Annotated in this window: 24 protein-coding genes, 1 tRNA gene and 1 pseudogene; 12 read left to right on the forward strand and 14 right to left on the reverse strand. The window is 43.4% G+C overall.

The genetic code is table 11. The features are described from left to right. The first annotated feature begins 48 nt into the window (after positions 1-48). On the forward strand, positions 49-1,710 hold the full coding sequence (locus tag MNR06_RS04225; RefSeq protein WP_243538972.1) for an AMP-binding protein: 1,662 nt from the start codon (positions 49-51) through the stop codon (positions 1,708-1,710). 238 nt (positions 1,711-1,948) lie between these two features. Here the strand turns inward: MNR06_RS04225 and MNR06_RS04230 are convergent, their stop codons facing one another. Continuing rightward, a complete protein-coding gene (locus MNR06_RS04230) occupies positions 1,949-2,326 on the reverse strand; it encodes a high-potential iron-sulfur protein (RefSeq protein ID WP_243538974.1) in 378 nt (125 codons plus the stop codon). Between the two features lie 216 nt (positions 2,327-2,542). Here MNR06_RS04230 and MNR06_RS04235 point away from each other — a divergent pair, with 216 nt between their 5' ends. Next, positions 2,543-3,355 (forward strand): murein L,D-transpeptidase catalytic domain family protein, encoded by an 813-nt coding sequence (locus MNR06_RS04235; protein ID WP_243538976.1) that lies wholly within the window; start codon positions 2,543-2,545, stop codon positions 3,353-3,355. Here the strand turns inward: MNR06_RS04235 and MNR06_RS04240 are convergent. The 5 genes and pseudogenes from MNR06_RS04240 to MNR06_RS04260 all read right to left on the reverse strand — a co-directional run. Further along, positions 3,290-3,508: pseudogene (locus MNR06_RS04240) on the reverse strand (MerC domain-containing protein); the annotation flags it as partial. The gene MNR06_RS04235 and the pseudogene MNR06_RS04240 sit on opposite strands and share 66 nt — an antisense overlap. Before the next feature lie 309 nt (positions 3,509-3,817). Then, complete coding sequence (locus MNR06_RS04245) at positions 3,818-6,919, reverse strand: efflux RND transporter permease subunit (protein WP_243538978.1); 3,102 nt, start codon at positions 6,917-6,919, stop codon at positions 3,818-3,820. A gap of 2 nt (positions 6,920-6,921) precedes the next feature. Continuing rightward, on the reverse strand, positions 6,922-8,352 hold the full coding sequence (locus MNR06_RS04250; protein ID WP_243538980.1) for a TolC family protein: 1,431 nt from the start codon (positions 8,350-8,352) through the stop codon (positions 6,922-6,924). Beyond that, complete coding sequence (locus tag MNR06_RS04255; protein ID WP_243538982.1) at positions 8,349-8,996, reverse strand: TetR/AcrR family transcriptional regulator; 648 nt, start codon at positions 8,994-8,996, stop codon at positions 8,349-8,351. Before MNR06_RS04255 ends, MNR06_RS04250 begins: the two co-directional genes overlap by 4 nt. A 145-nt stretch (positions 8,997-9,141) precedes the next feature. Beyond that, positions 9,142-9,321, reverse strand: a complete 180-nt coding sequence (locus tag MNR06_RS04260; protein WP_243538984.1) for a hypothetical protein — start codon at positions 9,319-9,321, stop codon at positions 9,142-9,144. Between the two features lie 244 nt (positions 9,322-9,565). Here MNR06_RS04260 and MNR06_RS04265 point away from each other — a divergent pair, with 244 nt between their 5' ends. Genes MNR06_RS04265 through MNR06_RS04275 form a run of 3 tightly spaced genes read left to right on the forward strand, consistent with a single transcriptional unit; the run spans position 9,566 to position 11,591 of the window. After that, positions 9,566-10,444 carry a GmrSD restriction endonuclease domain-containing protein gene (locus MNR06_RS04265; RefSeq protein ID WP_243538985.1) on the forward strand — a complete coding sequence of 293 codons (879 nt, stop codon included), beginning with the start codon at positions 9,566-9,568 and terminating at the stop codon, positions 10,442-10,444. Next, complete coding sequence (locus tag MNR06_RS04270; RefSeq protein ID WP_243538987.1) at positions 10,441-11,115, forward strand: RluA family pseudouridine synthase; 675 nt, start codon at positions 10,441-10,443, stop codon at positions 11,113-11,115. The genes MNR06_RS04265 and MNR06_RS04270 overlap by 4 nt, the downstream gene beginning before the upstream one ends. A 41-nt stretch (positions 11,116-11,156) precedes the next feature. Further along, positions 11,157-11,591, forward strand: a complete 435-nt coding sequence (locus tag MNR06_RS04275) for a GNAT family N-acetyltransferase (protein WP_407933196.1) — start codon at positions 11,157-11,159, stop codon at positions 11,589-11,591. Between the two features lie 173 nt (positions 11,592-11,764). Here the strand turns inward: MNR06_RS04275 and MNR06_RS04280 are convergent. Both MNR06_RS04280 and MNR06_RS04285 read right to left on the reverse strand, forming a co-directional pair. Further along, positions 11,765-11,856, reverse strand: a tRNA-Leu gene (locus tag MNR06_RS04280). An 81-nt stretch (positions 11,857-11,937) separates the two neighbouring features. Continuing rightward, positions 11,938-12,759, reverse strand: coding sequence for an SGNH/GDSL hydrolase family protein (locus tag MNR06_RS04285; RefSeq protein WP_243538999.1), 822 nt, complete (start codon positions 12,757-12,759; stop codon positions 11,938-11,940). 443 nt (positions 12,760-13,202) lie between these two features. Here MNR06_RS04285 and MNR06_RS04290 point away from each other — a divergent pair, with 443 nt between their 5' ends. Further along, complete coding sequence (locus MNR06_RS04290) at positions 13,203-14,069, forward strand: S1 family peptidase (protein WP_243539001.1); 867 nt, start codon at positions 13,203-13,205, stop codon at positions 14,067-14,069. On the opposite strand, the gene MNR06_RS04295 is transcribed toward MNR06_RS04290, so the two are convergent. Next, positions 14,066-14,671, reverse strand: coding sequence for a hypothetical protein (locus MNR06_RS04295; protein ID WP_243539003.1), 606 nt, complete (start codon positions 14,669-14,671; stop codon positions 14,066-14,068). The two genes, MNR06_RS04290 and MNR06_RS04295, sit on opposite strands and share 4 nt — an antisense overlap. A gap of 136 nt (positions 14,672-14,807) precedes the next feature. Continuing rightward, positions 14,808-15,959, reverse strand: a complete 1,152-nt coding sequence (locus MNR06_RS04300) for a cytochrome-c peroxidase (RefSeq protein WP_243539012.1) — start codon at positions 15,957-15,959, stop codon at positions 14,808-14,810. 334 nt (positions 15,960-16,293) lie between these two features. Here MNR06_RS04300 and MNR06_RS04305 point away from each other — a divergent pair, with 334 nt between their 5' ends. Next, entirely contained in the window at positions 16,294-17,532 is a 1,239-nt protein-coding gene (locus MNR06_RS04305) for a hypothetical protein (protein ID WP_243539014.1), read from the forward strand. A 25-nt stretch (positions 17,533-17,557) separates the two neighbouring features. Here the strand turns inward: MNR06_RS04305 and MNR06_RS04310 are convergent, their stop codons facing one another. Together MNR06_RS04310 and MNR06_RS04315 are read right to left on the reverse strand one after the other, a co-directional pair. Continuing rightward, entirely contained in the window at positions 17,558-18,187 is a 630-nt protein-coding gene (locus tag MNR06_RS04310; RefSeq protein WP_243539016.1) for a UdgX family uracil-DNA binding protein, read from the reverse strand. 14 nt (positions 18,188-18,201) lie between these two features. Beyond that, positions 18,202-19,101, reverse strand: a complete 900-nt coding sequence (locus MNR06_RS04315; RefSeq protein WP_243539018.1) for an NmrA family NAD(P)-binding protein — start codon at positions 19,099-19,101, stop codon at positions 18,202-18,204. 109 nt (positions 19,102-19,210) lie between these two features. On the opposite strand from MNR06_RS04315, the gene MNR06_RS04320 reads away from it, so the two are divergent. Genes MNR06_RS04320 through murI form a run of 3 tightly spaced genes read left to right on the forward strand, consistent with a single transcriptional unit; the run spans position 19,211 to position 21,733 of the window. After that, positions 19,211-19,891: a hypothetical protein gene (locus tag MNR06_RS04320; RefSeq protein ID WP_243539020.1), complete on the forward strand. Its 681-nt coding sequence runs from the start codon at positions 19,211-19,213 to the stop codon at positions 19,889-19,891. Further along, positions 19,875-20,924: a guanosine monophosphate reductase gene (locus tag MNR06_RS04325; protein ID WP_243539022.1), complete on the forward strand. Its 1,050-nt coding sequence runs from the start codon at positions 19,875-19,877 to the stop codon at positions 20,922-20,924. The genes MNR06_RS04320 and MNR06_RS04325 overlap by 17 nt, the downstream gene beginning before the upstream one ends. A 2-nt stretch (positions 20,925-20,926) precedes the next feature. After that, positions 20,927-21,733: a glutamate racemase gene (gene murI, locus MNR06_RS04330; RefSeq protein WP_243539024.1), complete on the forward strand. Its 807-nt coding sequence runs from the start codon at positions 20,927-20,929 to the stop codon at positions 21,731-21,733. On the opposite strand, the gene lysA is transcribed toward murI, so the two are convergent. Continuing rightward, positions 21,730-22,905: a diaminopimelate decarboxylase gene (gene lysA, locus MNR06_RS04335; RefSeq protein WP_243539026.1), complete on the reverse strand. Its 1,176-nt coding sequence runs from the start codon at positions 22,903-22,905 to the stop codon at positions 21,730-21,732. The genes murI and lysA overlap by 4 nt on opposite strands. Positions 22,906-22,949: 44 nt before the next feature. On the opposite strand from lysA, the gene MNR06_RS04340 reads away from it, so the two are divergent. Further along, positions 22,950-23,600: a M14 family zinc carboxypeptidase gene (locus MNR06_RS04340; RefSeq protein ID WP_243539028.1), complete on the forward strand. Its 651-nt coding sequence runs from the start codon at positions 22,950-22,952 to the stop codon at positions 23,598-23,600. A gap of 20 nt (positions 23,601-23,620) precedes the next feature. After that, a complete protein-coding gene (locus tag MNR06_RS04345) occupies positions 23,621-24,442 on the forward strand; it encodes a 2,3,4,5-tetrahydropyridine-2,6-dicarboxylate N-succinyltransferase (protein ID WP_243539030.1) in 822 nt (273 codons plus the stop codon). Here the strand turns inward: MNR06_RS04345 and MNR06_RS04350 are convergent, their stop codons facing one another. Beyond that, positions 24,443-25,693 (reverse strand): FtsX-like permease family protein, encoded by a 1,251-nt coding sequence (locus MNR06_RS04350; protein WP_243539032.1) that lies wholly within the window; start codon positions 25,691-25,693, stop codon positions 24,443-24,445. Positions 25,694-25,732 lie beyond the last annotated feature (39 nt).

Below are 25,732 nucleotides of genomic sequence, written 5' to 3' on the forward strand. Positions count from 1 at the left end.
CTAGACTTTTCTAAGGAATCAAAACTGTATTTTTGAAGGGATCTGAAGATGGAAAAAATCTGGCTAAAAAACTACCCAAAAGAGGTCTCTGCCACGACAGACCTTTCTAAATACAAGTCGTTGTATGATCTTTACGAAGAATCCGTGCAAATGTTCGGTCCGCGCAAAGCTTTCACGAATATGGGAGTTTCCTTAACTTTCTCAAAATTAAACGAAGAAGTAGAAAGATTCGCTTCTTTCCTGCAACACGAACTGAAACTAAAAAAAGGCGATCGCATCGCCATTCAGATGCCAAATCTTTTGCAATTCCCCGTCGTGGCGTTTGCAGCTATGCGCAGCGGTTTAACCATCGTTAATACAAATCCTTTGTACACCGCTAAAGAGATGCAGCATCAGTTCAAAGACTCTGGTGCCAAAGCCGTGGTGATTTTAGCTAACTATGCTCATCTACTTGAACAGATCATCAAAGACACGGAAATTGAATCCGTTGTGATCACTGAAATCGGTGACCATTTCCCAGCACCAAAAAGATTGTTGGTAAATTCAGTAGTTAAATACATCAAAAAAATGGTCCCGGCTTATAGCATTCCGCAGGCCTACACGTATTTGCAGGCGATGCAATTAGGCGCGATGAAACCATCACAAAAAATCGAAACCACGCAAGAAGACATCGCGTTCCTTCAGTATACAGGGGGCACGACGGGCGTCGCGAAAGGTGCGATGCTTTTACATAAAAACGTTCTTGCTAACGTTTTACAAATTCGCGACTGGATGAAACCAAAATTGCGCGAAGGCCAAGAAATCGCCATCGCAGCCCTGCCGCTTTATCACATCTTTGCCTTAACATTGAATTGCTTGGGTCTGCTTCGTTATGGCGCTGAAAACGTTCTGATCACGAATCCAAGAGACATCCCTGGCTTCATCAAAGATCTTAAGAAAACTCCATTCACAGTGATGGCTGGCGTAAACACTTTGTTTAACGCTTTGATGAACAATCCAGAATTCACAACCATCGATTTCAGTAAAGTAAAAATCAGCGTTGCCGGCGCAATGACCTTGCAAAAATCCGTGGCTGAAAAATGGATGACATTAACAAGCTCAACCATCGTTGAAGGTTACGGCTTAACAGAAGCATCACCCGTTGTGTGTTGCAACCCTATCGACGGCACAGACCGCGTAGGCACCATTGGCCTTCCATTCCCAGATACAGACGTAAAATTAGTTAATGATGATGACCAAGAAGTACCCATGGGCGAACCGGGCGAACTTCTATGCCAAGGACCGCAAGTCATGGCAGGCTACTGGAACAAACAAGAAGAAACAGACAAAGTTCTAACCAACGGCTGGTTAAGAACCGGCGACATCGCCGTCGTCGATAAAGATGGATTCTTCAAAATCGTAGACCGCAAAAAAGACATGATCCTAGTATCGGGCTTTAACGTCTATCCAAACGAAGTCGAAGAAGCCATCGCAAGCCACCCGGGCGTGCTAGAAGTAGCAGCCATCGGCGTACCCGACGAACACAGCGGTGAAATCGTAAAAGCAGTGGTAGTCAAAAAAGACCCAGGTTTAACTCCTGAAGACGTAATCGCCCACGCAAGAAAAACACTAACAAACTATAAAGTTCCAAAATTAGTAGAATTCAGAACCGAACTACCAAAAACAAACGTAGGCAAAATCCTAAGAAGAGCCCTAAGAGATCAAAAATAAAAAAGGGAAAAGCGCAGCGATCCCTCCCCAAAGCGACAAAAATAAAAAACCCGGAGCGAAAGCGACCGGGTTTTTTATTTTTTAGCCAAGTAAAACAAAACGAGGACCGAGGGTTGGCGAGAAGGGTTCATATGCAAGGCGGAGGATCTTTCGCGAAACGGAGGCGTACCTGCAAGGTACGTCGCAGTGAAGCGAAAGACCGCACAACGCAGTCAGATGAGCCCTTATCGGCGACCCGCTAAGCTTTTTTGTTCCAGCTGGAGCACCATGCGTCCGCATACACCAATTTACCAGCGAAGATTGTGCAAGTTCCTGCTTCTTTGCCGTTACGAGTTTCTTTTTTCGCATAGAAACTGCAAGTCAGGCATTTGTTGCCTTTTGAATCGGGCGTCTTCTTGAAGTCCTCAACGTACTTTACAGCCTTCGCTACAGCGTCATTGGGGTCAACCATTGGCATTGCTCCGCCAGCCGCTGCCGGGGCTGCGCCACGCTTTTTCTGAGCTTCTGCAGTTGAAGTTAAAACAGAATTGATAACCGTAGGTGCGACTACAAATGCGCCCGCTACCTTAACCAGTGTCGAGAAAAATCCACGACGGTTCATATTAGAATTGTTCACGATGCCTCCCATTGAATTTTCAATTAACAATACTATTACCTTTCATTTAGTTTTCAATTGGAAAATTTAATCCAACACCCCAAAAGCGCCACTATTTTCAATTTCTTTCAAAATGTGGCGCAACCTTCCGTTGCGTTAATGCTCATTTCTTTACCGAAATTAGACTTTTCAAATGCACTCCTAATAAAAATTTAGAAGCAACAAATGAGGATCAACATGAAAAACATTTTCGTATTAACAGTTCTTTTACTTTTGGCAGTTCAGGGCTTAGCAGCAGAAAAAGAGTCGGCAAAAGAAGTCGATAAACAAACTTTATTTCAACGCTACGCCGATCAAGGTGTTCCATTAGATGCCCTGCGCAGGACTTTTGAGTTTCTGGAAAAGAATGCGGAAGCCAGCTTCAAAGTGAAGCTTCATGATGAAACGACAAAGAAAACAATCCTAAATAAAAACTATGCCGTTATTATTAATTACAATCAGCCCTCGTCAGAACGCCGGCTTTATCTTTTAAACCTAAAGACCGGAGAGATTAATAAGTACTTTGTTGCCCATGCGATAAATACCGGCGGCAATGTCGCAAAATATTTCTCCAATACAGTCGATTCAAAAAAAAGCTCTTTAGGATTTTACATCACAGGCTCATCATTTCCCGGGAAACACGGAAACACCTTGTACTTGCACGGCTTAGAAAAAACCAACGACAACGCCTATGTTCGCGATATCGTGATGCATGGGGCGTCCTATGTTTCTCTGGACTTTCTTGAATCGAATGGTCGATTAGGCCGCAGCTGGGGCTGCCCCGCAGTTTCTGAAGCTATTGCTGAAAAAGTCATTCCGCTAATTAAAAACGGAGCCCTTTACTATATTCACCACAATAGCTTAATGACGGTGGCAGAGACAGGCGCGCCGATTGAGGACATGGGCTGTGACCAGCAAGATGCTTCCTGCAATGGTAACGACGTCGTGGCTGAAGAGGTGCTCCAAGAAATGGGGCGCCATCAATCCGCTAGCGACCAAACAAATCCCTAGGATACCTAAAGCAAAAACTTTGATTTGACGGTGATGTTTGTAGCCTGACCAGAATGCAAAAAGACCTACAGGTACTACAAACATTGCCAATAATAAGTGAACCCATTCTTGCTCAAAGAACTCGCCCATGACCGGAGCAGCAAGGGCCACCATCGGTGTAGCTAGACAGTGAATAGTACAGATACCAGACAGAATAATTCCGATTTTATCCCAGCGATCCGTGGTCTGTTCAAATGTTTCATGGGCAGAGTGATCCACCTCACAACATGCTGCTTCGTCTTTTTTTACTTCCACTAACGGATCTAACTGCTCGTCCACGGTACCACCTTAAAAGCTAGTTGTGTCCTAAATGCAAGTTACTGTCAACTAGCTGTTAGGGCAAACATGCCGTCCCTATAAGAAAAACCGGCAAAACCGAGGAATTAACAAATAAAAAAGGAGTCTTTCGACTCCTTTTTAGCTTTAGGCTTGATAACCCGTGAACTTAGCTAGTTTCGCCCTAAACCACATTTTAAAGTCTTCGATGAATCCGAAGGCTGCTGGCACGATAAGCAATGTTAAAAGCGTTGAGCTTATCAAACCACCAATGATCGCAATCCCCATCGAGGTGCGCATTGCTGACGCTTCATTCAGACCAATAGCAATTGGAATCATCCCGGCAATCAAAGCCAAAGACGTCATCAGAATGGGACGAAGACGCGTGCGGCAGGCTTTTAAAATCGCCGCATTTCGTTCCAGCCCTTCATGAATTAACTGATTGGTATAATCGACAAGCAAGATAGAGTTCTTCGCCACAACCCCTAACAACAACACAATCCCGATAAGCGAGAAAATATCGATGGTCTTACCAAAGATCAATAACGCTAAGAATGCACCCGTCATAGCAAGCGGTAAAGCTAAAAGTATCGAAAATGGTGTGATGAAACTTTCATACAAGCTCGCTAGAACTAGATAAATGAAAGTAACACCTAGGAAGATCGCTAATAACATATTGGCGATCAATTCTTTAAAGTCATCGGCCTGACCTTGAAAAGCGTATTCCACACCTTGCGGTGGCGGCAGATCTTTTTTCACGATGTTTTCAATTTCCGTAGAAATAGAACCTAAGGCGCCGCCCTTGGCGATATTTCCAGAAATTTGAATGTAACGACCTTTATTCTGACGATTGATTTGCGAATAACCAAAGGCGTCTTCGCCTTGGGCAATCCTCGCTAAAGGAATCATGTTGTAATTTGAATTCGGCACAAGAGTCGTAGAGAATTGGTTACGCAGATCGCGGTACATTTCTTCAAAACGCACACGGATTTTATAATCGATTCCTTTTTCACGATAAATCGCTTGTTCGTTACCTTCCGTGCGGTTACGAAGTTCAGCACCTGCTGTCACGGTAGAAACACCCAAGGCTTCTGACTTCTGGCGATCAAAGACCACATGGAATTCCGGTTTACCGGAACGGAAGTTCGTATCAACATCCACAAGGCCCGGAATCTTTTTCATTCTTTCAACAAGCTTCGCTGCGTATGCATTTAGCTCTTCTAGATTTTCACCTTGAATATTTAAGTTCAAAGGTTTTTGTCCTGAGTTCACAGCATCGATATCACCAATTGATACGATCGCTTGCTTTTCAAATTCTTTTAACTTTTCACGCACGGATTCTTTATAGTCTGTCGTCGTCATGCTGCGATTTTTACGCTCGACTAGACGAACGAACAACGAAGCTTTGTTGGATTCATTGTTGGTATTTCCGATGATCGCAAGTACCATATCAACGGCACTGTCCCCTTCGAAAAGTTTTTCAACTTTTTCAGTGAAGTTGCTAGTCGCCAATAAAGAAGAACCCACTGGCAGCTCAATCGTCACCGCGAACTCCCCGTTATCCGGGGACGGCAAGAAAGTTTTCGGAATGAAAGCGATGGACACCAATGATCCAAAGAAGATCACAGTCCCCGCCAATAAAACTTTCTTCGGATTGAACAAGGTGTATTTCAATGTTCTTTCATAGAAGTCTTCAAGGCGAGTTTGGAAGCGATCAAATGCTTTCAACATGCGGCCGATAATGCCATTTCCCTTATCATGCTCATTTGGATGAGCAAGGTAAGCAGACAACATGGGCGCCACCGTGAAGGCATCAAACAATGAAATTAACATTGTAAATACGATGGTTAAACCGAACTGCATAAAGAACTGACCGATAATCCCTTGCAAGAAAGAGATCGGACCAAACACCGCAATAACAACTAAGGTGGTTGCGATCACGGCCATGGCTACTTCTTTTGTTCCCTCTAAAGCAGCATCTTTTGGTTTTTTACCCATTTCCAAGTGCCGGAAAATATTTTCCCGCACGACGATGGCATCGTCGATAAGAAGACCTACCGCCAACGAAAGAGCCAAAAGAGTCATAATATTAATAGTGAAGCCCATGGCATACATGATCACAAATCCGCCTAAAAGCGAGTTTGGTAAAGCCATGGCAGTAATGAATGTCGAACGACCAGAGCCTAGGAAGAAAAACACCACGATTACGCAAAGAATAATACCGATGATGATAGATTCTTGAACGTCATAAACGTTCATACGGATTGGAATAGAAGTATCACGCACTAAAGTAACTTCGGCCTTCAAGTTCTTTTCTTGAAGGAACTTATTCACCTTTTCAATGTTCTGCTTAACACTGTCGGCAACAGCCACAGTATTTGAACCACGCTGTTTATAAACGTTCATCAAAAGGGCTTTTTTACCTTTGATACGACCCATAGTTTTTTGGTCTTCAAGACTTCTAACCACGCGGCCCACGTTTTTAACTTGAACGGCTTTATCAGAACCTACGAAGCTGACGTTCACATCAGAAATTTGCTTTAGGTCCGTGAACTCCCCGGAAGTTCTTAGCGTGGTTTCATTTTTAGGATTTTCAATTTTCCCAATAGGAATATCTTTAGAGGTTTCAATAATTCTTTGTGAAACCTGAAGCATCGAAATCTTACGATCTTGAAGTTTATTTTTATCAATAAGAACGTGAATTTCTTGCTTACGACCACCGAAGATATCCACCTGACCGATGTCGTTTAAGCGTTCAAATTGGGGCTTAATGAGCTCGCTCGCAATATCGTAAGCTTCACCTTCTGGAAGTTCAGAAGTAACAGCCAAGGTAATTACGGGCTGATCGGCAGGGTCAAAGCGGCGGATCACGGGCTCATAAATATCCGCTGGCAAATCTCTGCGGATATTGCCGATACGGTTACGAACTTCTTGTTCAACTTCTTTGATGTCCGTGCCTAACTTAAACTCCAAGATTATAACCGCTACGCTATCAAGATTGTTTGAAGTCAGAGTTTTAAGACCTGATATACTTCCCACTTCATCTTCGATGGGCTTGGAAACTTGCTTTTCTAAATCCAGTGGCGAAGCACCAGGGTAAGTCACTTGCACAAACAGAACCGGAAATGTCACATCCGGAAACATATCCACTGGCATTTTCTTTAACGAGAAAAAACCCAGGATCAGCATCAACAATACGATACAAGTAATAAAAATAGGTCGTTTAATCGACAGACTAGGCAAATTCATTTTTAGTTCTCCTCAATGACGACAAACATTCGTCCTTGAGCCTCCATCTTTCTTTGTTCAGATTTCAGTCGTGTCAGCATCAATTCCGCTTCGGCAGCGTCTTCTTCAGCTTTAATAACATTGGCCGTGATTGAACGGCCTTTATTAAATAAATCTGCCTGGGCTTTTGCTGCTGCCACTTGAAGTTTCGCAATTTCAGAAGCTGTTTCAATTCTTTTGCTCATTTCAGAATAACGGCGGTTGAGTTCAATCCAAGCGCTTTCACTGTCGAGCATTTTTCTTTCGCTTTGCAGTTTGGCCGCTAAAGCGTTCTTACGGGCTGCGGATTGAGCAGAGTTTTTAACGTCAGTATCGAAATCGTACGTCAAGTTCAAACCCACTTTCCATGTCGGAAGAGATGAATCAGTCCACTTTGCAGTTGCTTCAGAAATCGTCTTATCCTGTTGCAAATTATTTGTATTATAGGAGCCTGAAAGGACTATATCAGGCCGAAAGTTATCTTCGATCTCGCGGGACTCTAAAGCTCGCGCTTTTGCAGTTAATGCAGCCAAGTAGGCATCCAGAGCCATAACTTTGCCGCCTTTTGCATTCACCATTGAATTTAAACTGCGAGATGAAGAAATATCCCCGGTTATTTCAGGCAAATTTTCTGAATCAGAAAGTTCAAGAAAATCCCGAATTTTTCTTTTAGCCGCTGCAAAATCATCTTCAGCAGAAATAACCGCCAATTGGCGGGCCCCCACCAAAGCTTGTGTTGATAAAAGATCGGCACGCTCACTGATCCCATCATTCACTCGGCGTCGGGTCCAAGCTTCAATGCGTTTCGCACGCTCTAAGGAAGCACGCCCGATTTTTAAATATTCATCTAAATAAATATAATCCCAATATGCTTTTTCCGCTTCGATCAAGAGCTGCTTTCTATTTAGGTCAAAGCTACCGACTTCAGCTTCCGTTGCGGCATCCTGACGCTCCCAACGCAGTCTTGTAGCGCGACCAAACGAATCTTTCCAAAGTGACTGGGAAATACCGACTCCCAAAGAGCCATAAGAAAACTTCTGTAATGAAGGAACAAACAAAGTTCCTTCATTTTCAACTTCATTGGCGGCGGCATCTACGCTGACTGAAGTACCGGTTGAAAACTTTTTGGCAAGTCCTAGCTTTAGATCTTTAGCCGTCGTCTCTGTGGCCCCCAACATCGCAAATTGTCCTAATGGGCTCTTGTCACTTAAATAACCCAAACCCGCTGTCAGACGCGGATTGAGCTCTAAATCTGCGCTAAGTCTGCGCTCTTGCGCAGCCTCCGTAGAAACAGAGAAAGACTTAATCAATCTATGGTTGCTTTCGACAGCCTTAAGATACTCTTGAAGATTCATTGCAAGAGCTGGAGGTTGCCATAGTGCTAATAGTATTCCTACAAAGGCTCCCTTTTTCATTTCAATATCCCTTCTACAAACAACAATGATACTTGCTTAACAAACTGTTCTTTTTTTTGCGGCAAACTATAAAGCTTGCTATTCCAGGTGCACTTACAGTCAAACATATTAAAATATCCCAACAACCCTTCCACCAGATACACCATGAAAAAATGCGGATTGATGTTCTTACTTACGACGCCGGCTTTTTGTCCCTTTGTGATAATGGCAATCATTTTATCACCTGCGTTCGTCAGAAGATGCTCTTGAATCTCTCGACAAAATGGCAAACCTTCTAGCTTTTCGCGAGTCATGATTTTAGCCATGTTAGGATTTGCAACCCGCATATCGATAAAATTATTTACCAGGGTCATGATGGCGCGCTGAATGGACTTTGCACTGACTTCATCTTGTTCGAATTCGTCGGTGACTTCTTGAATCTGGGCAAATATTTTTCCGCTGAATTCTTGAATGGCGGTTTTATACAAGCCTTCTTTACCACCAAAATAATAACTTATAAGACTTAGATTTAATCCCGAAGCTTTGGCAATATCCCGGGTGCTGACGCCATGAAGTCCATCTCGAGCAAAAAGCTCAATGGCAGCGTCCATTATTTTTTGTCGGGCGCCCAACTCTTCAGGGCTGAAGGATTTGTTGGAATTCATGGCATTAACGTTATGTCAGGGAAAAAAGTTAATCAATTGATTAAATCAAACGATTAAATATATACATGTTTTTATTTACGCGCGCATTCAAAAAAAGCCCCGTTGTATGGGGGCTTATTGAAATCGCACTTTTATTTGGCCAGAACTATTTAGATTCAGCCGCGCAATCTGCGCAGGTTTTCCCAGTCTCACACTCTCCAGAGCAGCCCTTTTTCGCAGTCTTGTGTTGTGCACAATCACAACCTTCATGACCTGCATGTTTATGCGCACATGCGCCCATCATAAATACTGCCGAAGCTGCCAAAAGAATCATTTTAAAGTTCATGCCTTACTCCTTGTTAGACATCAAAAGCTTAACGAAATGCTTTGGTTTGAACAATAAATACAATGTTGCACCCTGCCTTTTTTGGACATCCCAGGCCTATATATTGTTCAATGCTTAAGCATATTTGGCGTCTTTAATGGACTTAATGCACAGCCCACGATGGTAACGAAACCCTAACATAATGATTTGTTGAAACTATCTACGAACTAAGGCTTAATGACTTCGATTCGCGGAGGGGACCGGAATGACTAAACTAACGGGATTGATTTTATGGGGAGTGTTTTCAGCACTGTCCGCCTATGCCCGCCCTTCCGACACTGCACATGTTGCCCGACCAGTTCCAGTCTATAACGAATACCTGACCATCAACGAAAAAACTCAATCAGAAGTGGATTCAAAAAAAAGAACCACAGAAAATGCTTTTGATTATTCTGCAGAGTTTGCTGTTGAAAAGTTTGTGACGACAGTAAAAAAAGTCATCAGTTTGTTAAACTGGCAACTTCATAATTTACAACGCCCTATTCCAACCGAAGCCTACATTCGAAAACTTCATTTCGGCCGTTGGATTAACGATCCTACCGATGACACCTGCATGAACACGCGAGCTAAAGTATTGGTTCGTGATAGCGCAGACGACGTCACCTACCGTGGCAATAAACAATGCGTGGTCGATACGGGACGTTGGACAGATCCGTATTCAAGTATTGAAACCACTGATTCCCGCGAGATTCAAATCGATCACATGGTTCCGTTAAAGCATGCCTATATGGCGGGTGCGTGGAAATGGGATTATAAAACTCGCTGCCTTTATGCGAACTACCTTGGATATAAAAATCATCTTGTGCCAGCAACAGTCCACGAAAACACTTCAAAAGGTGATCGCGGCCCTGAACAATATCTTCCGCCTGAATTAAACTATCGCTGCGAATACGTAAAAAATTGGCTGATGATAAAACTTATTTGGCAATTAAACATGACCATGGATGAGGCTCAGACCATCCACGAAGTTGTAACTAATTATGGCTGCGATGCCGGCCGCTATAAAGTCAGCAAAGAAGAACTTTCCCAGCAGCGCCAATATATTCAAGACAATCTTGAATTCTGCATGATCAACAAACGATGATGTTTAAAATCCTCTTTGAGGATGAATACTTCCTCGTCGCAGAAAAGCCTTCAGGACTTCCTTCACAGCCCACAGTGGACAAGCGTCGTCCTGATTTTTTCACGCAATTAAAAAAGCAACTGACTGAAGAACGCGGCCCGAATTACTTGGGTCTGCATCATCGCTTAGACCGCGATACTTCAGGTCTGATGATTTTTGCGAAGGTCAAAGAAGCCAACGAACCGTTAGCGAACCTTTTTAAAAAGCATCTGATTCAGAAGACCTATCTTTGCTTCACCAAAAAACAAAAATGCCCAGATGCTTGGGAAGTAAAAAACCACTTAGCTGAAACCCGCGATGCCGAACTAAAGAAAATGAAAATGCACTCGGTTCGCTCGGGCGGAGTCAAAGCCCACACTCTTTTTAAAAAGCTTCAAGAATTTCCAAAGGCATTGCTGGTTGAGGCAAAACCTTTAACAGGACGAATGCATCAGATCCGAGTTCATTTAGCCGAACAAGGCCTTGGAATCTATGGCGATGATATTTATGCTGCTCCAAAAAAACCAGCTCCGCCAAGACTTATGTTACACGCTTTGCGCTTAGAATTCACCCATCCCTTCAACCAAGAAAAAATGAACATTGAATGTCCCCTTCCCCCCGACATGGAAGATTTCCAAAAATCCTTAAGTTAAAACATTTTGAAGTTAACAAATTCACATTATATGATTTAAGAATGCCACCTTATTCAACTCGTAAGGCCCTTTCGTCGGACCTGAATTTTTTAACGCAAGTTCATCACACGACTTTAAAACAATACGTAGAAAAAATTTGGCACTGGGAAGAATCCATACAGGATGAATTCGTGAAAAGAGAATTCGAAACAGGACGAATTGAAATTATTCAAGCCGGGAATACAGACTTCGGCTATTTACACCTGGCCAAGACAGAAGAAAAAGTACAAATCGTAAATATCTTGATACTTCCGGAACATCAAGGAAAGGGCTTAGGCACAACCATTATAAAAGACCTCATAGCTAAAACAAAATCAGCAAACATGACCCTAGAACTCGGCGTTTTCAAAATAAACACCAAAGCTAAATCCCTCTACGAAAAATTAGGCTTCAAAACATTCAACGAAACCAAAACCCACTATCAAATGAGAATCTAACAAAAAAGACCAAAGCACAGCCCAAAAAAAGCCAGGCACCATTTCCTCTTCTTTCGCAAGTTCCGCAGCAATGCGCAGCTAAACGAAGCCAAAGAATACCGACGAACCAGTATAAACCTTAATTAGTACAAATAAAAAAGAGCGAGGACTGTCTGAAGCGAAAGAAGAGGAAATGGTGCCCCGGGCCGGACTTGAACCGGCACGCCCCTGTAAAGGAAGCTCAGGATTTTAAGTCCTGTGCGTCTACCAGTTTCGCCACCGGGGCACATCGTGAAGAACAAAACTAATCATTTCTTTGGTAAAGGTCAATGAATTGACCCCTTCGCCAAGCCGCGTTTAGTCAATGCTAGTCAGTTAGGACTGTTTTCATTTGTTCGAATTGATGGGCTGTGATTTCCCACGGGTGTTCAGTTAGAAGATGAACATTTAGGTTTAGGATGTCTTTTGCTAATACCATGGCACTGAAGAATGAACCTTGGGCTGATGGATGGTAGCTGTCAGGGTGGTACAGAGTGGAATCAGGGATCTTTGTCATTAGCGCTTGCCACTTAGTGCCCACCAAGGATTTTATGGCATTGGGACTGTGAATTGCGGCTAAGGAATAGCCCTCGTTAAGCATCAGCTGGTATTCTAGCAGATTAATACCGTACCAATTTTTCCCGGCGTTGAATTCGTTACTTTCAAATTTCAAGCACACAAAATCATCTTTAAAAAAAGGGTGATCTTGCTTATAAGTCCAATGGGCAAAAATAACGGGCTTAGCTCCGTTAAGGGCGATAAGATCCAACAATTTTTTCGAGTATTCTAGAAACTCAGGGCGTCCTACGGGGCCACCCTTTTCATGGAAGCATCTTGGTAACTCTAAGGCTTCAAGGCTTTGAGATTGCAAAACTACGTAGTCGTATTTTTTTGATGAAAGCTTCATAGCTACCTCGCCCTCATCGTAGTGTTTCTTCAATGTTTGACCGGGCTTTACTACGAAATCGATTTCTACCTCTGTGTTTAAGGCTAGCGCGATATCTTTAAAGTGATTAGGTAAAGCGGGATTCGTTGTTCCGCCAGGAACGAAGGTAAAAGAGTTTCCGATAAATAAGATCTTAATAGGATTCGCTACTGCAACTGCCGATAGGAGTAACGTAAGAACAAGCGCGAAACTATTTCTGATCATTTTGAACTCTCCGATACGAACCAAAGTAGCGACTTATAGTCCAAAGATGAAATAAATGTCTTCTAGTTTTTTAAGATGCATATCTATTTACGGGGTTCTGACATAAAAACACTTTCCTTTCGCTCTATGCTAAAAATCTACGTTTTAATTCGGTACGGTCGAAATTATATGGGGGAATTGGTGAACTGTAAGAAGGGCTTTGGGATTGATTTTATCCGTTTCATCAACCCTGCTCCTGAACTAGATTAGGCTAAAACCAAATGTCGGTAGTCAGCTTGGGAAGTAAGTAAAGGATCGTCTAAAAGATCGACAGATTTTTTTTGCCTTGAATTCCGCTAGGTTAATAAAACTTTGTCTAAGACTTACACGGGCCTTCTTTTGGGGAAGTAAAAATTTCCAAGTTTTACACCTGTCCCCGAAGGTTTTCCGGTATAACCAGCTTCATGAAAAAACATTATACCTCACTCATTGTTGCTGTAGCTGCCCTTCTTACTGCTTGTGCTCCGGGCGCTGTTTATTCAAACCTTGAAATAGATGGCAATTCATCTGCTATTATTAATGGCTCCAAAGTTACTTCCCGTGCTGATGACGGCTCCCGTGGAGTGGTGCTGTTTCTTCCAGTAAATGGTTTGGGAATGGCAGTGGGAATTTGTACTGCGACTTTGATTAGTGATCGCAGCATTCTTACAGCGGCACACTGTTTTGATAAATCTAGCAAAACAATTGCTGGCTTTAAAATTATCTTCGCGGATCACAAAGGCATTGCGACTCGCGATGCCTATAAGCGCGAAGGAGGTAGAGAAGATGTCATCATTCATGAAAACTTCCGCACCACTAAAATTGGCTTATTAAATGACGTCGCTGTTGCTTTTTTTGATGGTGGCATTCCTGAGGGTTTTGCACCTGTGGAAATCGAACGCGATAAAACCGTGAACTACCAAAACAGCACATTAAGCATCTATGGCTATGGTAAGAAAAGAGACTCTCGCGAGATCTTTGCTATCGGCCACGGCAGCGCCGGTGACCTACGTAAAGCGGTAGTTACGTTAAACGGTGCTTATGGATTGATGCAAGATCGTTATCAAATTATGAGCAAAGGAAACACTCAATTCATTTGCAGCGGAGATTCTGGTTCTGGTCAATTCGTAAAAGTGAACGGCAAAACCCGCGTGATTGGTGTAACTTCGTTTGTGACTGGCAAAAAAGATATGTTCGGTCACGTTCCTTGCACTGAGGGCCGTTCAACAGCGATGAAGGTAGCCTTCTTCGCTGACTGGATTGATCAAGTTCACGCTAAATACGATCGTTAATTTAACGTCAGCTCTGTTTTTTGGAAGGTTTCTAATCTAGCTCTAATGGCTGTTAGTCTTTGCACCAAAGAGTCAGCACTGTGCTCGAGAGTCTTAATCTTAGATTCTTGGGCACTTGTTCTTAAGTCTCTCGCTTCTTGAATGAGAGGCTCTAATTGCACATCAAAATCTGTTAGACGCTTAGAAAGACTCACGCGATCTTCATCGCTTAACGTAGAGCCTTCTGGGCGCTTTAAATCGCTAAGAGACAGCGTGAGCTCACTCACTTTTTCACCTAGAATACGAAACGCATCCATCTTTTGTTGGTGTTCGTTGTGTCTTGCCTCAAGGATCGCGGCACGGGCTGCCACCTGCTCGGCTGCGGCTTCTGCTTTGGCTCTGGCTTCATTTAAGGTTTGTGATAAGTGGACAACTTGATCAGAAACACCCTGCCCGCATTCAGCGAAACGACTCATTAGTTTTTGCGCCTGCTCGAAATCGAAATCAGATTTTAAATCCATGGTTTGGATTTTATCGCCAAGGCGTACGATCTCTGAAAGATAGCTATCTAATCTTAAAACGGCTTCAACTAATGGGGATGGATCTTTGATTTTGTTTGTCATGGCAGACATATGTCACAGAGGTCGTTTTTCTGTCATGGGATCTTTTATTACAAACGGTTAAAAAATAAAAAAGACTCGGGCTTAGTTCCGAGTCTTCTTAAATTTACTCTTACAGTTCTTTGATGAACGAAAGATCTTATCTTCCGTCAGTCAGAGTTTTTAGGAAGGCGATAAGGTCTTTTTGCTCTTGGGCTGTCATCTTCAAATTGCCCAGCTCTTCTGTATTTTTATTCGCAGCCACTTCCGCTCTTGGCCAGCAGTTTTGGGCGGTGGCTTCCTCAGCTGTTAAGTTTCCTTTACAAACTGGTTTCACATCGCGGCTGTTATAGAAATCCACGATCTGCTCTAAGGTTTTAAAATAACCATTATGCCCGTATGGAGCCGTGAAAGCGATGTTTCTAAGGGTAGGAACGCGGAAAGCGCCTTTATCTTCTTTACGACCCGTCGTAGCCGCTAAGCCAACATCCACTGCTGTGTGACCTAGGAACTTTAATTCTGGATTTTTCGGAATACCCAAGTTGTCGTATGTGAAATCAGTAAACAACGCTTTGCCTGCTGCATTTTCAGTATCCAGCACGTGGCAGGCTGCGCACTTTCCCTTGTTTTCATCTTGGAATACTTGAAAGCCACGCAGTTCTTCTTCCGTGAAAGTGTCTTCTTTAGCCATCACTCGATCAAACTTCGAGGCAAATGGAGAAAAGAACTCAGTCGATTCAAAACTTGCGATAGCTTTCGCAACTAAGTGATAAACCTTATCTACGCGTGCCGCTGTCCAATTTTTAACGCAGGCTTTTTCACCGAAAACTTTTTTAACTAAATCACCGTAGGTAGGTGATGAACACACTTGGCTGACAACGTATTCTTTCGTAGATCCCATTTCCAAGTGATTCAAGAAAGGTCCTTTAGCTTGTTCAATAAGGTTGTTTGCTCTGCCATCCCAGAACAGTCCACCGATATAGGACTGCTCGCCGTCTTCTTCGATAAGTGTCAGTTCAGGAACAAACTGAGCGTACATCGCTGAAGGCGCATTACGACCACCGAAGTTAGATTCAGTCGCTCCTTGTGATACCGGCAAACCACGGCGAGGGTCCGAAAAAGCCGCTCTGGGGTGATGGCAACTCATGCAGGATTGCCCTTGCGGCGAAGACAGTCTTGGATCAGAGAAAATGCGCGCGCCAAGAAGTTCTTCTTCCGTCAAAGTCACTTGTTTCACTGGAGCTTTTGCAGGAGCTGCGATGGCTACAGAACTTACTAACGCCAATAGAAAGATACAGACATAACTTCTCATGGGGATCCTCGCTTACTTTGGACTCATAAGTAATGTAAAAAAGGGTTTAAGGTCAATAGCAGCGCCCCTTTATATCTTTTACTTGTAGCGATTATCTCCCCGTCAAATTCTTCGACATATACTTAGCGCACTCAGCACATTGTCAAACGAAATGCTTGTTTTAGGTGACATGCATAGCTTTTGTTAACCAAAACACTTTGTTGAAAAGCGATAGGATCATAAGTCCTAGAAAGGATTTTTTTAGTACTCAATCTTCACAAACGAGCATCTAATAAATCTCAGGTTCACGCGCGTTGTTTTGCTGAAAGTATGCCTTGGATTTAAAGGAGCGCTTATGCAACTCAATTTTTCCAACACGGTTCTTGGGTTTTTAGTTTTTATGGCTCTTGGCTGCTCCGATTCGGGGCTGACTAAGAAGATCAATGTCGGGACGGACAATCAATCACAGAACAATCCCGACGGCAACATTTACCCAGAGGGCATCGCTGTTTCACTTAACAAGGTTGAAGAGCTCGATGAAAAGCAAAAAAACTTTTCGGGTTTCAAAAACAATCTCAACATCTACGAAGCGATGATTTCCATTCGTAAGGAAAACTTCTCTGACAATTTAGAAATTCGTCGCAGCTTTAATGCGGAAGAAGAAAAACCCACCTATCATGTCTTATCAAAATCTTCGGCCCAATTAATTAAAGGTTACTACGTGATCCGAGAAAGACTGAATCTTTGGGCGAAGGATCTTAATAAAAAAACGGTGAGCTACATCATAACAGTGAATGGAAAGAATGTCGGTGAACGAAAAGCCATCTTAGTTCCTGATCTTATCATTAAGGATGGTATTTCCCTATCATTGCTTGGTTTGAATAATAAAAAATATGAATTCGACGACATCGTCTTTGAAAAAGGAGCAAGCCTAAGAACCCACGGAGCAGACATTGAATTCGTAGCCACCCGTGTTTTTGCAAACGACGGCGCTATTGAAACATTCTCCGCCTCCGATGCTGAAGCAACCCCAGCGGGACAAAACGGAAGAAACGGCGGAAAGATTTTGCTCACAGCTGAAACCGGCGTTGGTAAGCTGACGGTAAATCTGCGCGGCACCAGGGGTGGCAAAGGTGCAAAAGGAACTTCGCGTACTTCCTCCGAAAAAGGGGCTGACGGAGCAGACGGTACAAGTGCCGAATGGAGAACTGAATGGGGATTCCCTCCCCGCCTAGTTTGTACGAAAAAAGCGACCAGTGGCTTACCTGGACAAAAAGGTCCTAACGGAGACCCAGGCCATAACGGCGGAAACGGCGGAAATTCGGGATCAGCTTTTTTATTCTTTGAAACCGTCAGTAACTTTAACCTCACCGTAAATCGTTTTCCTGGAAGAGCCGGCGAAGGTGGAGATGGCGGTGATGGTGGCCCGGGCGGAAAAGGCGGAGCTCCTGGATATGATATCTTTGAATGTTCCAGCAACGTCACCCCCGGTGCCGATGGCCCTTACGGTGACCCAGGCGCCCGAGGCCAAGATGGCAAACCTGGCGCGAGCGAGAAAAGTTCAGCTATCGTTGCAGGTAAAGAAATTTTATAATCAAAGAGTTTTAAAACATCGGATCTTAAGTAAGTTTTTTCTTTGCGAGCTTAAGATCTGCAATCAATTGGGCTCTTTTTAGATCACTGTCCTCAAGATCATATCCACGCAAAATAGCCGAAGGATGCCAGGAGATAATAATCATATCTCCTGTTTTATCATCCTGAATAACTTTTCCTCTTTCAGTCGATATTTTCGGCACACGCCCTAAAACACTGGTCGCAGCTGTAGCGCCAAGCGCGATAATTATTTTTGGTTTTATCGCTTCCATTTCTTTTTCTAACCAAGGATGACAGGCTCTGATCTCAGTTAATGATGGTTTTTGATGAAGCCGCACTTTCCCCGCAGGCTTCCACTTAAAATGTTTCACGGCGTTTGTAAGATAAATATCATCAATGGAAAGTCCCGCTTCAGTAATACAGTGACGCAAAAGTTCCCCCGCGGGGCCGACAAAGGGTAAGCCTGCAAGATCTTCTTTATCTCCCGGTTGTTCCCCCACAATCATGATTTTTGCTTTTTTAGATCCTTGCCCAAACACTGCTTGGCTAGCGTTTTTATATAAATCACACCCCGTGCATTCCTGCGCGGCTTGAGCTAATTTTTTTAACGAAGTCGTATCAGGCGGATTTGCCTGTCGCTGGGGTTTTTTGGCCATTTATTGATCACGAGCTAAAGAATACCAGCAGACAAGTTGTTTTGCGGCATCTTGCCCGGAACTTCCCAGTGTTCTTTCATTTCAACACAGAAGTCTTCGAATTTTCTTGGAGCTTTACCGAAAGAAGAAACTAATGTTTCGGAAACAGATTCGATCGCTCCTTCTTTAGCGGCTTTGTGGACACTCATCGCCACGTCGACAACCCAAGGGTCAGCCAGTGTTTTCAGCATTTCCTTAACCGCAACTTCCTCAGTCACCGGCACATAGGCTAAGCGTCGCCGCACCTGATGCGATATTAAAGAGATTGCCTCGGCATTCGATATAGGACGTTCACCGGTCAATGTAAAAGTTTTGTGAGAGTGATGCCACGGATTCTGCAAAATATTTGCAGCCACATCAGCAGCATCTCTAGCATCCAGATAGGAAGTTCGACCTTCTCCTTGTGGTAAAAACAAAACCCCTTGGCGGATGGCATCACCAAAGGATTTTACAAAACATTGCATAAAGATATTTGGTTTTAAAATAGTAAAGGGAATTCCTGAAGACTCCACCAATGCATCCACCTCACCTTGAATTCTTTGGTAAAGATAAGACGATCTTTCGTCTGCCCCTAAACCTGAGAGCCGAACAATAAATTCGACCCCCGCTTTTCGGGCTGCTTTGACGATATTTTCTGCTTGGGCCAGCATATTAGATTCATAAGGCTGGGAAAGAAATAAAATATCTACGCCTCGTAAAGCTTCCTGCAATAACAACGGATTGTCATAATCAAGCTGCAGACCTTTTACATGGGACGGAAGACGTTCTAAAGAGCGCGACACAGCGGTAAACTGGGCACCCGCCCGATGAAGAGCACTTACGACTTCTTGGCCCATTGTGCCACCAGCACCGGTGACCATGATTTTAAGCCCCATAAGACACCTCATATACCTAATATTATGCCGTTTCCCAGGGCGCACGGAGATCTGTTTCTTGGCAAGAGTCCGCTTGACTGCCCTTATTTTTCGCGATCTAAATACTTAAGTGAATTTTTTTGCAGAAAACCTGAAGGTTTTTAAAAGAATCTTTTTTCCGTTATTCGCTTTAGTGGTCTTGTCTAGTAACCTTGACCAATACCTCAATCTACATATTGAAAATGCCTTGAGAGATCCCACGGGAGCCCAGCAACAGGTGCTGTTTTATGGATTTTTTGCCATTTTAAGCAGCATCTTATTTCCTGTGCTTTTGATTGGCTGCTGCCTCTATGCTTTGAACAGTCTTTATAATTGGGCCGATGATCTTGAGGTTTTCTTAAAAAAACATCTGAACCAAATGTATATCGAAAGCCTGCGCGCCTGGGGGAAAACCCTGCTATGGTCTTTGCTGTTTATACTCCCGGGTTTCTGGAAGTATCTTCAGTACAGCCTTGTCCCATTTGTAGTAACCTCATCACAACGCTATGACTTGGGAAAAGAAGACGCCCTTCAACGTTCAGCAGAGGTCGTCAACAAACATTGGGGTAAGATTCTCGGTATTCTTTTTTTATTCCATCTTTTCATTCCGATGATGGTCACTACACTATTTGATTCCTATCGACTGATCTGGAAAACCCCAGTGCAGAGTTTAATGCTCTCAGCCCTGGACACGTATTTGCTTTTGGTATCAACTCATATTTTGTTCAATATTTTTAAGCGCGAGGTAAAACAACATGACGCTCATGTTTAACTGGAAAGATATTAAAAACCGCGGACGCGGATTAACTTTTGATGACGTACTGATCGTCCCAGGACGCTCAGATATCCGTTCGCGCAGAGATCCGCTTTTAACCAGCAAGGTCACAAAAAACGTGACTCTGGAAACGCCGATCGTAAGTGCTAACATGGACACCATCACGGAACACGACATGGCCTTTGCTATGCACCAGTTGGGCGGAATGGGAATCCTTCACCGCTTTATCACAATCGATGAACAAGCCGATCAAGCTCGCCGCTTGAAAGCCGCGGGCGTAAAAAATATTTCTGGCAGCGTTGGCGTGGGTGAAGAACTTAAAGCGCGCGCAAAGGCTCTTGTTGAAGCGGGCGTAAACATTATTACTATCGACATTGCCCACGGTCACTCCGTGCAAATGATCGAAACTATGAAATGGCTTAAGGACACTTATCCAAACGTAGACATCATCGCGGGGAATCTTGCGACACCAGACGCTGCTCGCGATTTAATCGAAGCAGGTGCAGATGCCATCAAAGTGGGCATCGGTCCTGGTTCTATGTGTACAACAAGAATCATCACAGGTTGTGGGGTTCCGCAATTAACGGCCGTAGCATTAAGTGCAGAAATCGCTGATAGCTATGGAGTTCCTGTTATCGCTGACGGTGGTATCAGAACTTCTGGAGATATGGTGAAAGCTTTCGCTGCGGGCGCAAGCTGCGTGATGCTTGGAAGTATGCTTTCAGGTACGATCGAAACTCCGGGGGAAATTAAAAACGGTAAAAAGCATTATCGTGGTATGGCTTCTCGCGCAGCTCAAGATTCTTGGCGCGGTGGAGTTCCAGAAGGTATGGCTCCCGAAGGAGAAGCAACCCAAGTGAATGTTAAAGGTCATGTGAAAGACGTGATACTAGAAATTTCTGGCGGCATCCGTTCAGGAATGAGTTACGTTAACGCATCCACTATTGCTGAAATACGTGAAAAAGCACTCTTTATGGAAATGTCTGCAAACGGAGTTGCCGAGTCACGTGCTCACGGGGTAAAAAATTAATAATGTCGAAGGCGGATTCAAGACCTATTGGTGTTTTTGACTCTGGAATTGGCGGGCTCACAGTTCTTAAGGAACTTGCTCTACAATTTCCACAGGAAAGTTTTCTGTATCTTGGAGATACAGCAAGACTTCCTTATGGTTCAAAATCACCTTCTACAATCCGCAAATATTCTGAACAGAATATTATCTTCCTAGAAAAACAAAACGTGAAGGCCATCGTCATCGCTTGTAATACGGCTTCCAGCCAATTAACTGAGCATGAGTTTGATGGTCTTCCGATTTATAATGTCATCGAGCCCGGTTCGCAAAGAGCATTGGAAGTTTCAAGTTCCAAACGCATTGGTCTGCTTGGAACCCGCGCCACCGTGAACTCTAAAGCTTATACGAAAAAGATCATGGAATTTGATCCAAAAGCGCAGGTTTTTGATCAAGCTTGTCCATTATTTGTACCGCTAGCGGAAGAGGGCTGGGATTCAGATCCCGTCACAAACTTAATTGTTTTTAGATATCTCACTCCCCTTTTGCAAAATCACATCGACACGTTGATTTTGGGCTGCACTCACTATCCTATTTTAAAAAATTCCATTTCAAGAGTGACGGGCTCATCGGTTGAGCTTGTTGATTCGGGTGAAGCCATCGCAAGATGGTTGGACCGCGATATGAAAGAAAATAGATTGGGTGCAAGCCCTGGAGTGGAACCACGTCGTATTGAAATCATGACGACGGATCACTCTGACCATTTCACTGAAGCGGCAATGCGAATTCTGAAACCAGTTAAAGCGGATGGCTTTAGAGTGGTTGATCTTTAGATACAGATTTCTAAAGGAAGCTCCTGCAAATTATAAACACTGGCCATAGAGTAACCATAGGCCCCTGAATCCATCACGGCAACAAAATCGCCTTCTTTCACCGAACCTAAGCTTCTGTCTTTGGCAAAAAAATCTGATGATTCACAAATAGGACCTACGATGTCGGCCTTCATGTTTTCTAATGATTTTCCTAATGGCAAAATCATATGATCTGCTTCGTAAAGCGAAGGGCGAATCAGGTGATTCATACCTGCATCGACAATCACAAAAGTCTTAGCACTGGTTTTTTTAATGTATTGCACTTGCGTGATAAGAACTCCGCAATGACCAAGCAACCACCTTCCCGGCTCAGATTGCAATTCGCAATCAAGATCACTTAAGGTGTCTAAAGTGATTTTTGCATACTCTTGCAAAAGGGACTCTTCTAGTTCCAAATCCAAACGGTCGTAGAAAATTCCAAGACCGCCACCGAAATCAAAACGCTTTAATGTCGCAAATTCTTTTTGCAGATCTTTAAAGACAGGTTTTAATTTTTGTAATGCTTCTTGATATCCCGTGAATTCAAGCATCTGAGAACCCAGATGTAGGCTGATTCCTACAAGTTCAATGGAAGCAGAATAATTCTTTAAACATTTCTTTAAGTCAGGAATTAACGAAAGCTCCATGCCAAACTTATTATCTTTTAAACCTGTGGCAATGTAAGGATGTGTTTTGATATCCACATCGGGATTTAAACGCAAAGCCACTTGGGCTTTCTTTCCCGCTTCAAGAGCAAGCTTTCCGATGCGCTCTAACTCTGGCAGACTTTCCACATTGATTTGATAAATTCCCAAGCGAAGGGCTTCATTGATCTCGTGAACAGTTTTACCTACTCCGCTATAAACGATGTCTTGAACACTGAATCCCGATTCCAAGGCACGTTTAATTTCTCCTAAGGAAACAACATCAGCTCCAGACCCTAAAGTTTTAAGTCTTTGTAAAACTTCAGCGTTAGGATTCGCCTTCATCGCATAAAACAAACGCACACCTTTTAAAGCTTTGGCCATAGCTTGAAATCTTTGCGTCACGAAATCCAAATCATAAACGTAAATAGGTCGCATATAGTTAGCACACAACGGTGCTAAGGGCTTTTTTAACGGACCTAGGCAAAGCTCATTATTGATGTATTCCATAAAGACCTCGTGCTAGCATCATCGCCCAGGAAGGACTGTTTGTCATGAAAACTTCTATTTTTACTTACACTTCTAAAGGCATGCCTGTTGTTGCTTATGAATTTAAGAATGGCGGGCCTGAGGTATTAATTCTAGGCGGCGTGCACGGGGATGAAGTTGAAGGCGTTATCGCAGCTCAAGAGTTGCTAAAACATTTCGCTTCTGCATTTCCGTATAAATTGAATCTCACGTTAGTTCCTCAGTTTAATTTTGAGGGAGTTATTTTCAAAACCCGCGGCAATGGCAATGGCGTTGACCTTAACCGCAACCTTCCTACTAAGGATTGGTCGCCTGAAGTAAAAACTCCACGCTATCATCCGGGGCCTGCTGCAGGCAGCGAAAGCGAAAACAAAGGCTTGATGAAGTATCTTGAAGAAAAGAAACCAGCCTTCGTTTTATCTCTTCACTCTTGGCATCCTGTATTGAACGTCAACGGTGACTGCCGCAAAGTGGCTGAAATCTTAGCTGCTAAGACAGGTTACAAAATCGATGACGATATTGGTTACCCAACTCCGGGCTGCTTAGGAACTTACACAGGTCTTGAAAGAGGCTTTCCAACTATCACCTATGAAATTGAAAGAGGCCTTTCAGCAGAAAAAATCATCGAGATTCACGTACCTGCAATTATGGAATCTTTGAAAGCGCTGGAAGTTTAGTTTTTAAAAAGGATTGTGAAATGCAAAACGATGTAAATCAAATTTATACAGACGTTCAAAATGGCAAAACCGTTGATCAACTTAATACCAACGAACTTAAATACGTTCTTGAAGTGATCGAAGGTCTTGATGCAGGCCGCTTGCGTGTTGCTGAAAAAACGGCAAACGGTTGGGTCACAAACGACTGGATTAAAAAAGCCATCCTACTTTATTTCCGCATCCAAAAAATGGACGTGATGAAAGCCGGAGATTTTACTTATTGGGATAAAATTCCAGTAAAACAATGGAGCGAAGAAAACGGTGTTCGCGTTGTTCCCCACGCCTTAGCAAGAAAAGGTTGCTTCATTGAAAAAGGCGCGATCTTAATGCCTTCATACGTGAACATCGGTGCTTATGTTGGTTCTGGAACAATGGTTGATACTTGGGCCACTGTAGGCTCTTGTGCTCAGATCGGTAGAAACGTGCATCTTTCTGGTGGCGTCGGCATTGGCGGAGTCCTAGAACCGGTCCAGGCGTCCCCTGTCATCGTTGAAGACAATGCTTTCATCGGCAGTCGCTGTATCGTGGTTGAAGGTGCAGTGATCGAAGAAGGTGCCGTATTAGGCGCAGGTGTGACTATCACAGCTTCTACAAAAATCATTGATGTGACAAGTTCTTCACCAGTTGAATACAAAGGTCGCGTGCCTTCAAACTGTGTCGTCATTCCTGGTACACAAATGAAAGATTTTGCTGCTGGCACTTACGGAGTTCCATGCGCATTGATCATTGGTAAAAGAAAACCAAGCACTGATCTAAAGACATCTTTGACGGATGCTCTACGTGACTATCAAGTGAGCGTTTAATTATTTCATTCTTAAGGCGTCGGAAGGCTCTACTTCCGATGCTGTTCTTGCCGGGATATAAGATCCAAACCAGGCTATCAAAGCACTGATAATCAGAACTCCTAAAACCAAACCATAATCCACCAAAGCTGGAATGGATGGGTCATAATAAATATCTGATGTCGCTAGTTGAATAGGATTGGCTTGAATATAAAGACTGATTCCAGTCCCTAAAATCACACCTGATAATACACCCACTGAAGCCAGAATAAATCCAAGCTGCGTGAAAGTTCGCACAGTTTGTTTTGCCGAATAACCAATGGTTCTTAAAATCGCGATATCGCGTTTTTTCTGCGATAATAAAAGTGCAAGCACCGTTAAAATGGAACTAGCGGCAATAATCCCGGCTAAACCCAAGAACGTCCCGATAGTTAGCTTTTCTAATTTCAACGCGTAAAGAAGTGCAGAATTCCGATCCATCCAAGTTTCAACATTAATGTCTTCAAACTTTGAAAGATCATCCTTCACATCATCTAACTGGGACTCATCAGCGAGCCACATTTCAATGCCTAACGTCTTTAGCCCTTCGACAGCTAGTGAACCTAAAGCCTTGTCTCGTTGATAAAAGATGTACTGAGCATCAATGTCAGCAAGACTTGTCGTCATGATCTTTTTAATTTTAACCCGCTCAAATCGCGGCGTTTCCCCTGGAGGAAGCAAAAGTCCCGATGGCGATACAATGGTAACGTAGTCCCCTTCAAAAACCCCCAGGGCTTGGGCTAAGTCCACGCCCATGATGATTTCACCTTCACCCGGAACATCTTGCGGATCCCAGAAATAGCCCAAGGAATCTTTTTCAGATTTTTTGCGGTCCATATTCTGTAGTTGTTCAATAAAGTGTTCTAGGGACTCTTTAGAAACTCCCCGCGCAATTCCGCCACGAAACTGACCATCTTGACTTCGCACAATAATGTCTTGGGTTTCGTAAACGTAGGCTTTGTTTTCAGGCTTTTCTTTGATTCTTTGAAAGACAGGATGGGATTCCAAAGTCTCTGCTGTCGTCATCGTGGGAACTTTAACGTACAAGTGAGGCTCTAGCCCCATGATGCGTTTTTTGATGCTGGCATTCATTCCATTCATCACAAAAAGAACCACCAGGAATGCGGTCACACTAATACTGATCCCGATCATGGATAACCAGGAAATACGCTTAATTAAAGCACCGGCTCTTTTAGAAAAGATGAAATGACGGAAAAGATGGCCTACTAACATGTCCTTTATCATAAAAGGACAAAAGGAGGATTCAAGTGA

Origin of the sequence: Bdellovibrio reynosensis (assembly GCF_022814725.1) — a bacterium.
GTDB lineage: Bacteria > Bdellovibrionota > Bdellovibrionia > Bdellovibrionales > Bdellovibrionaceae > Bdellovibrio > Bdellovibrio reynosensis.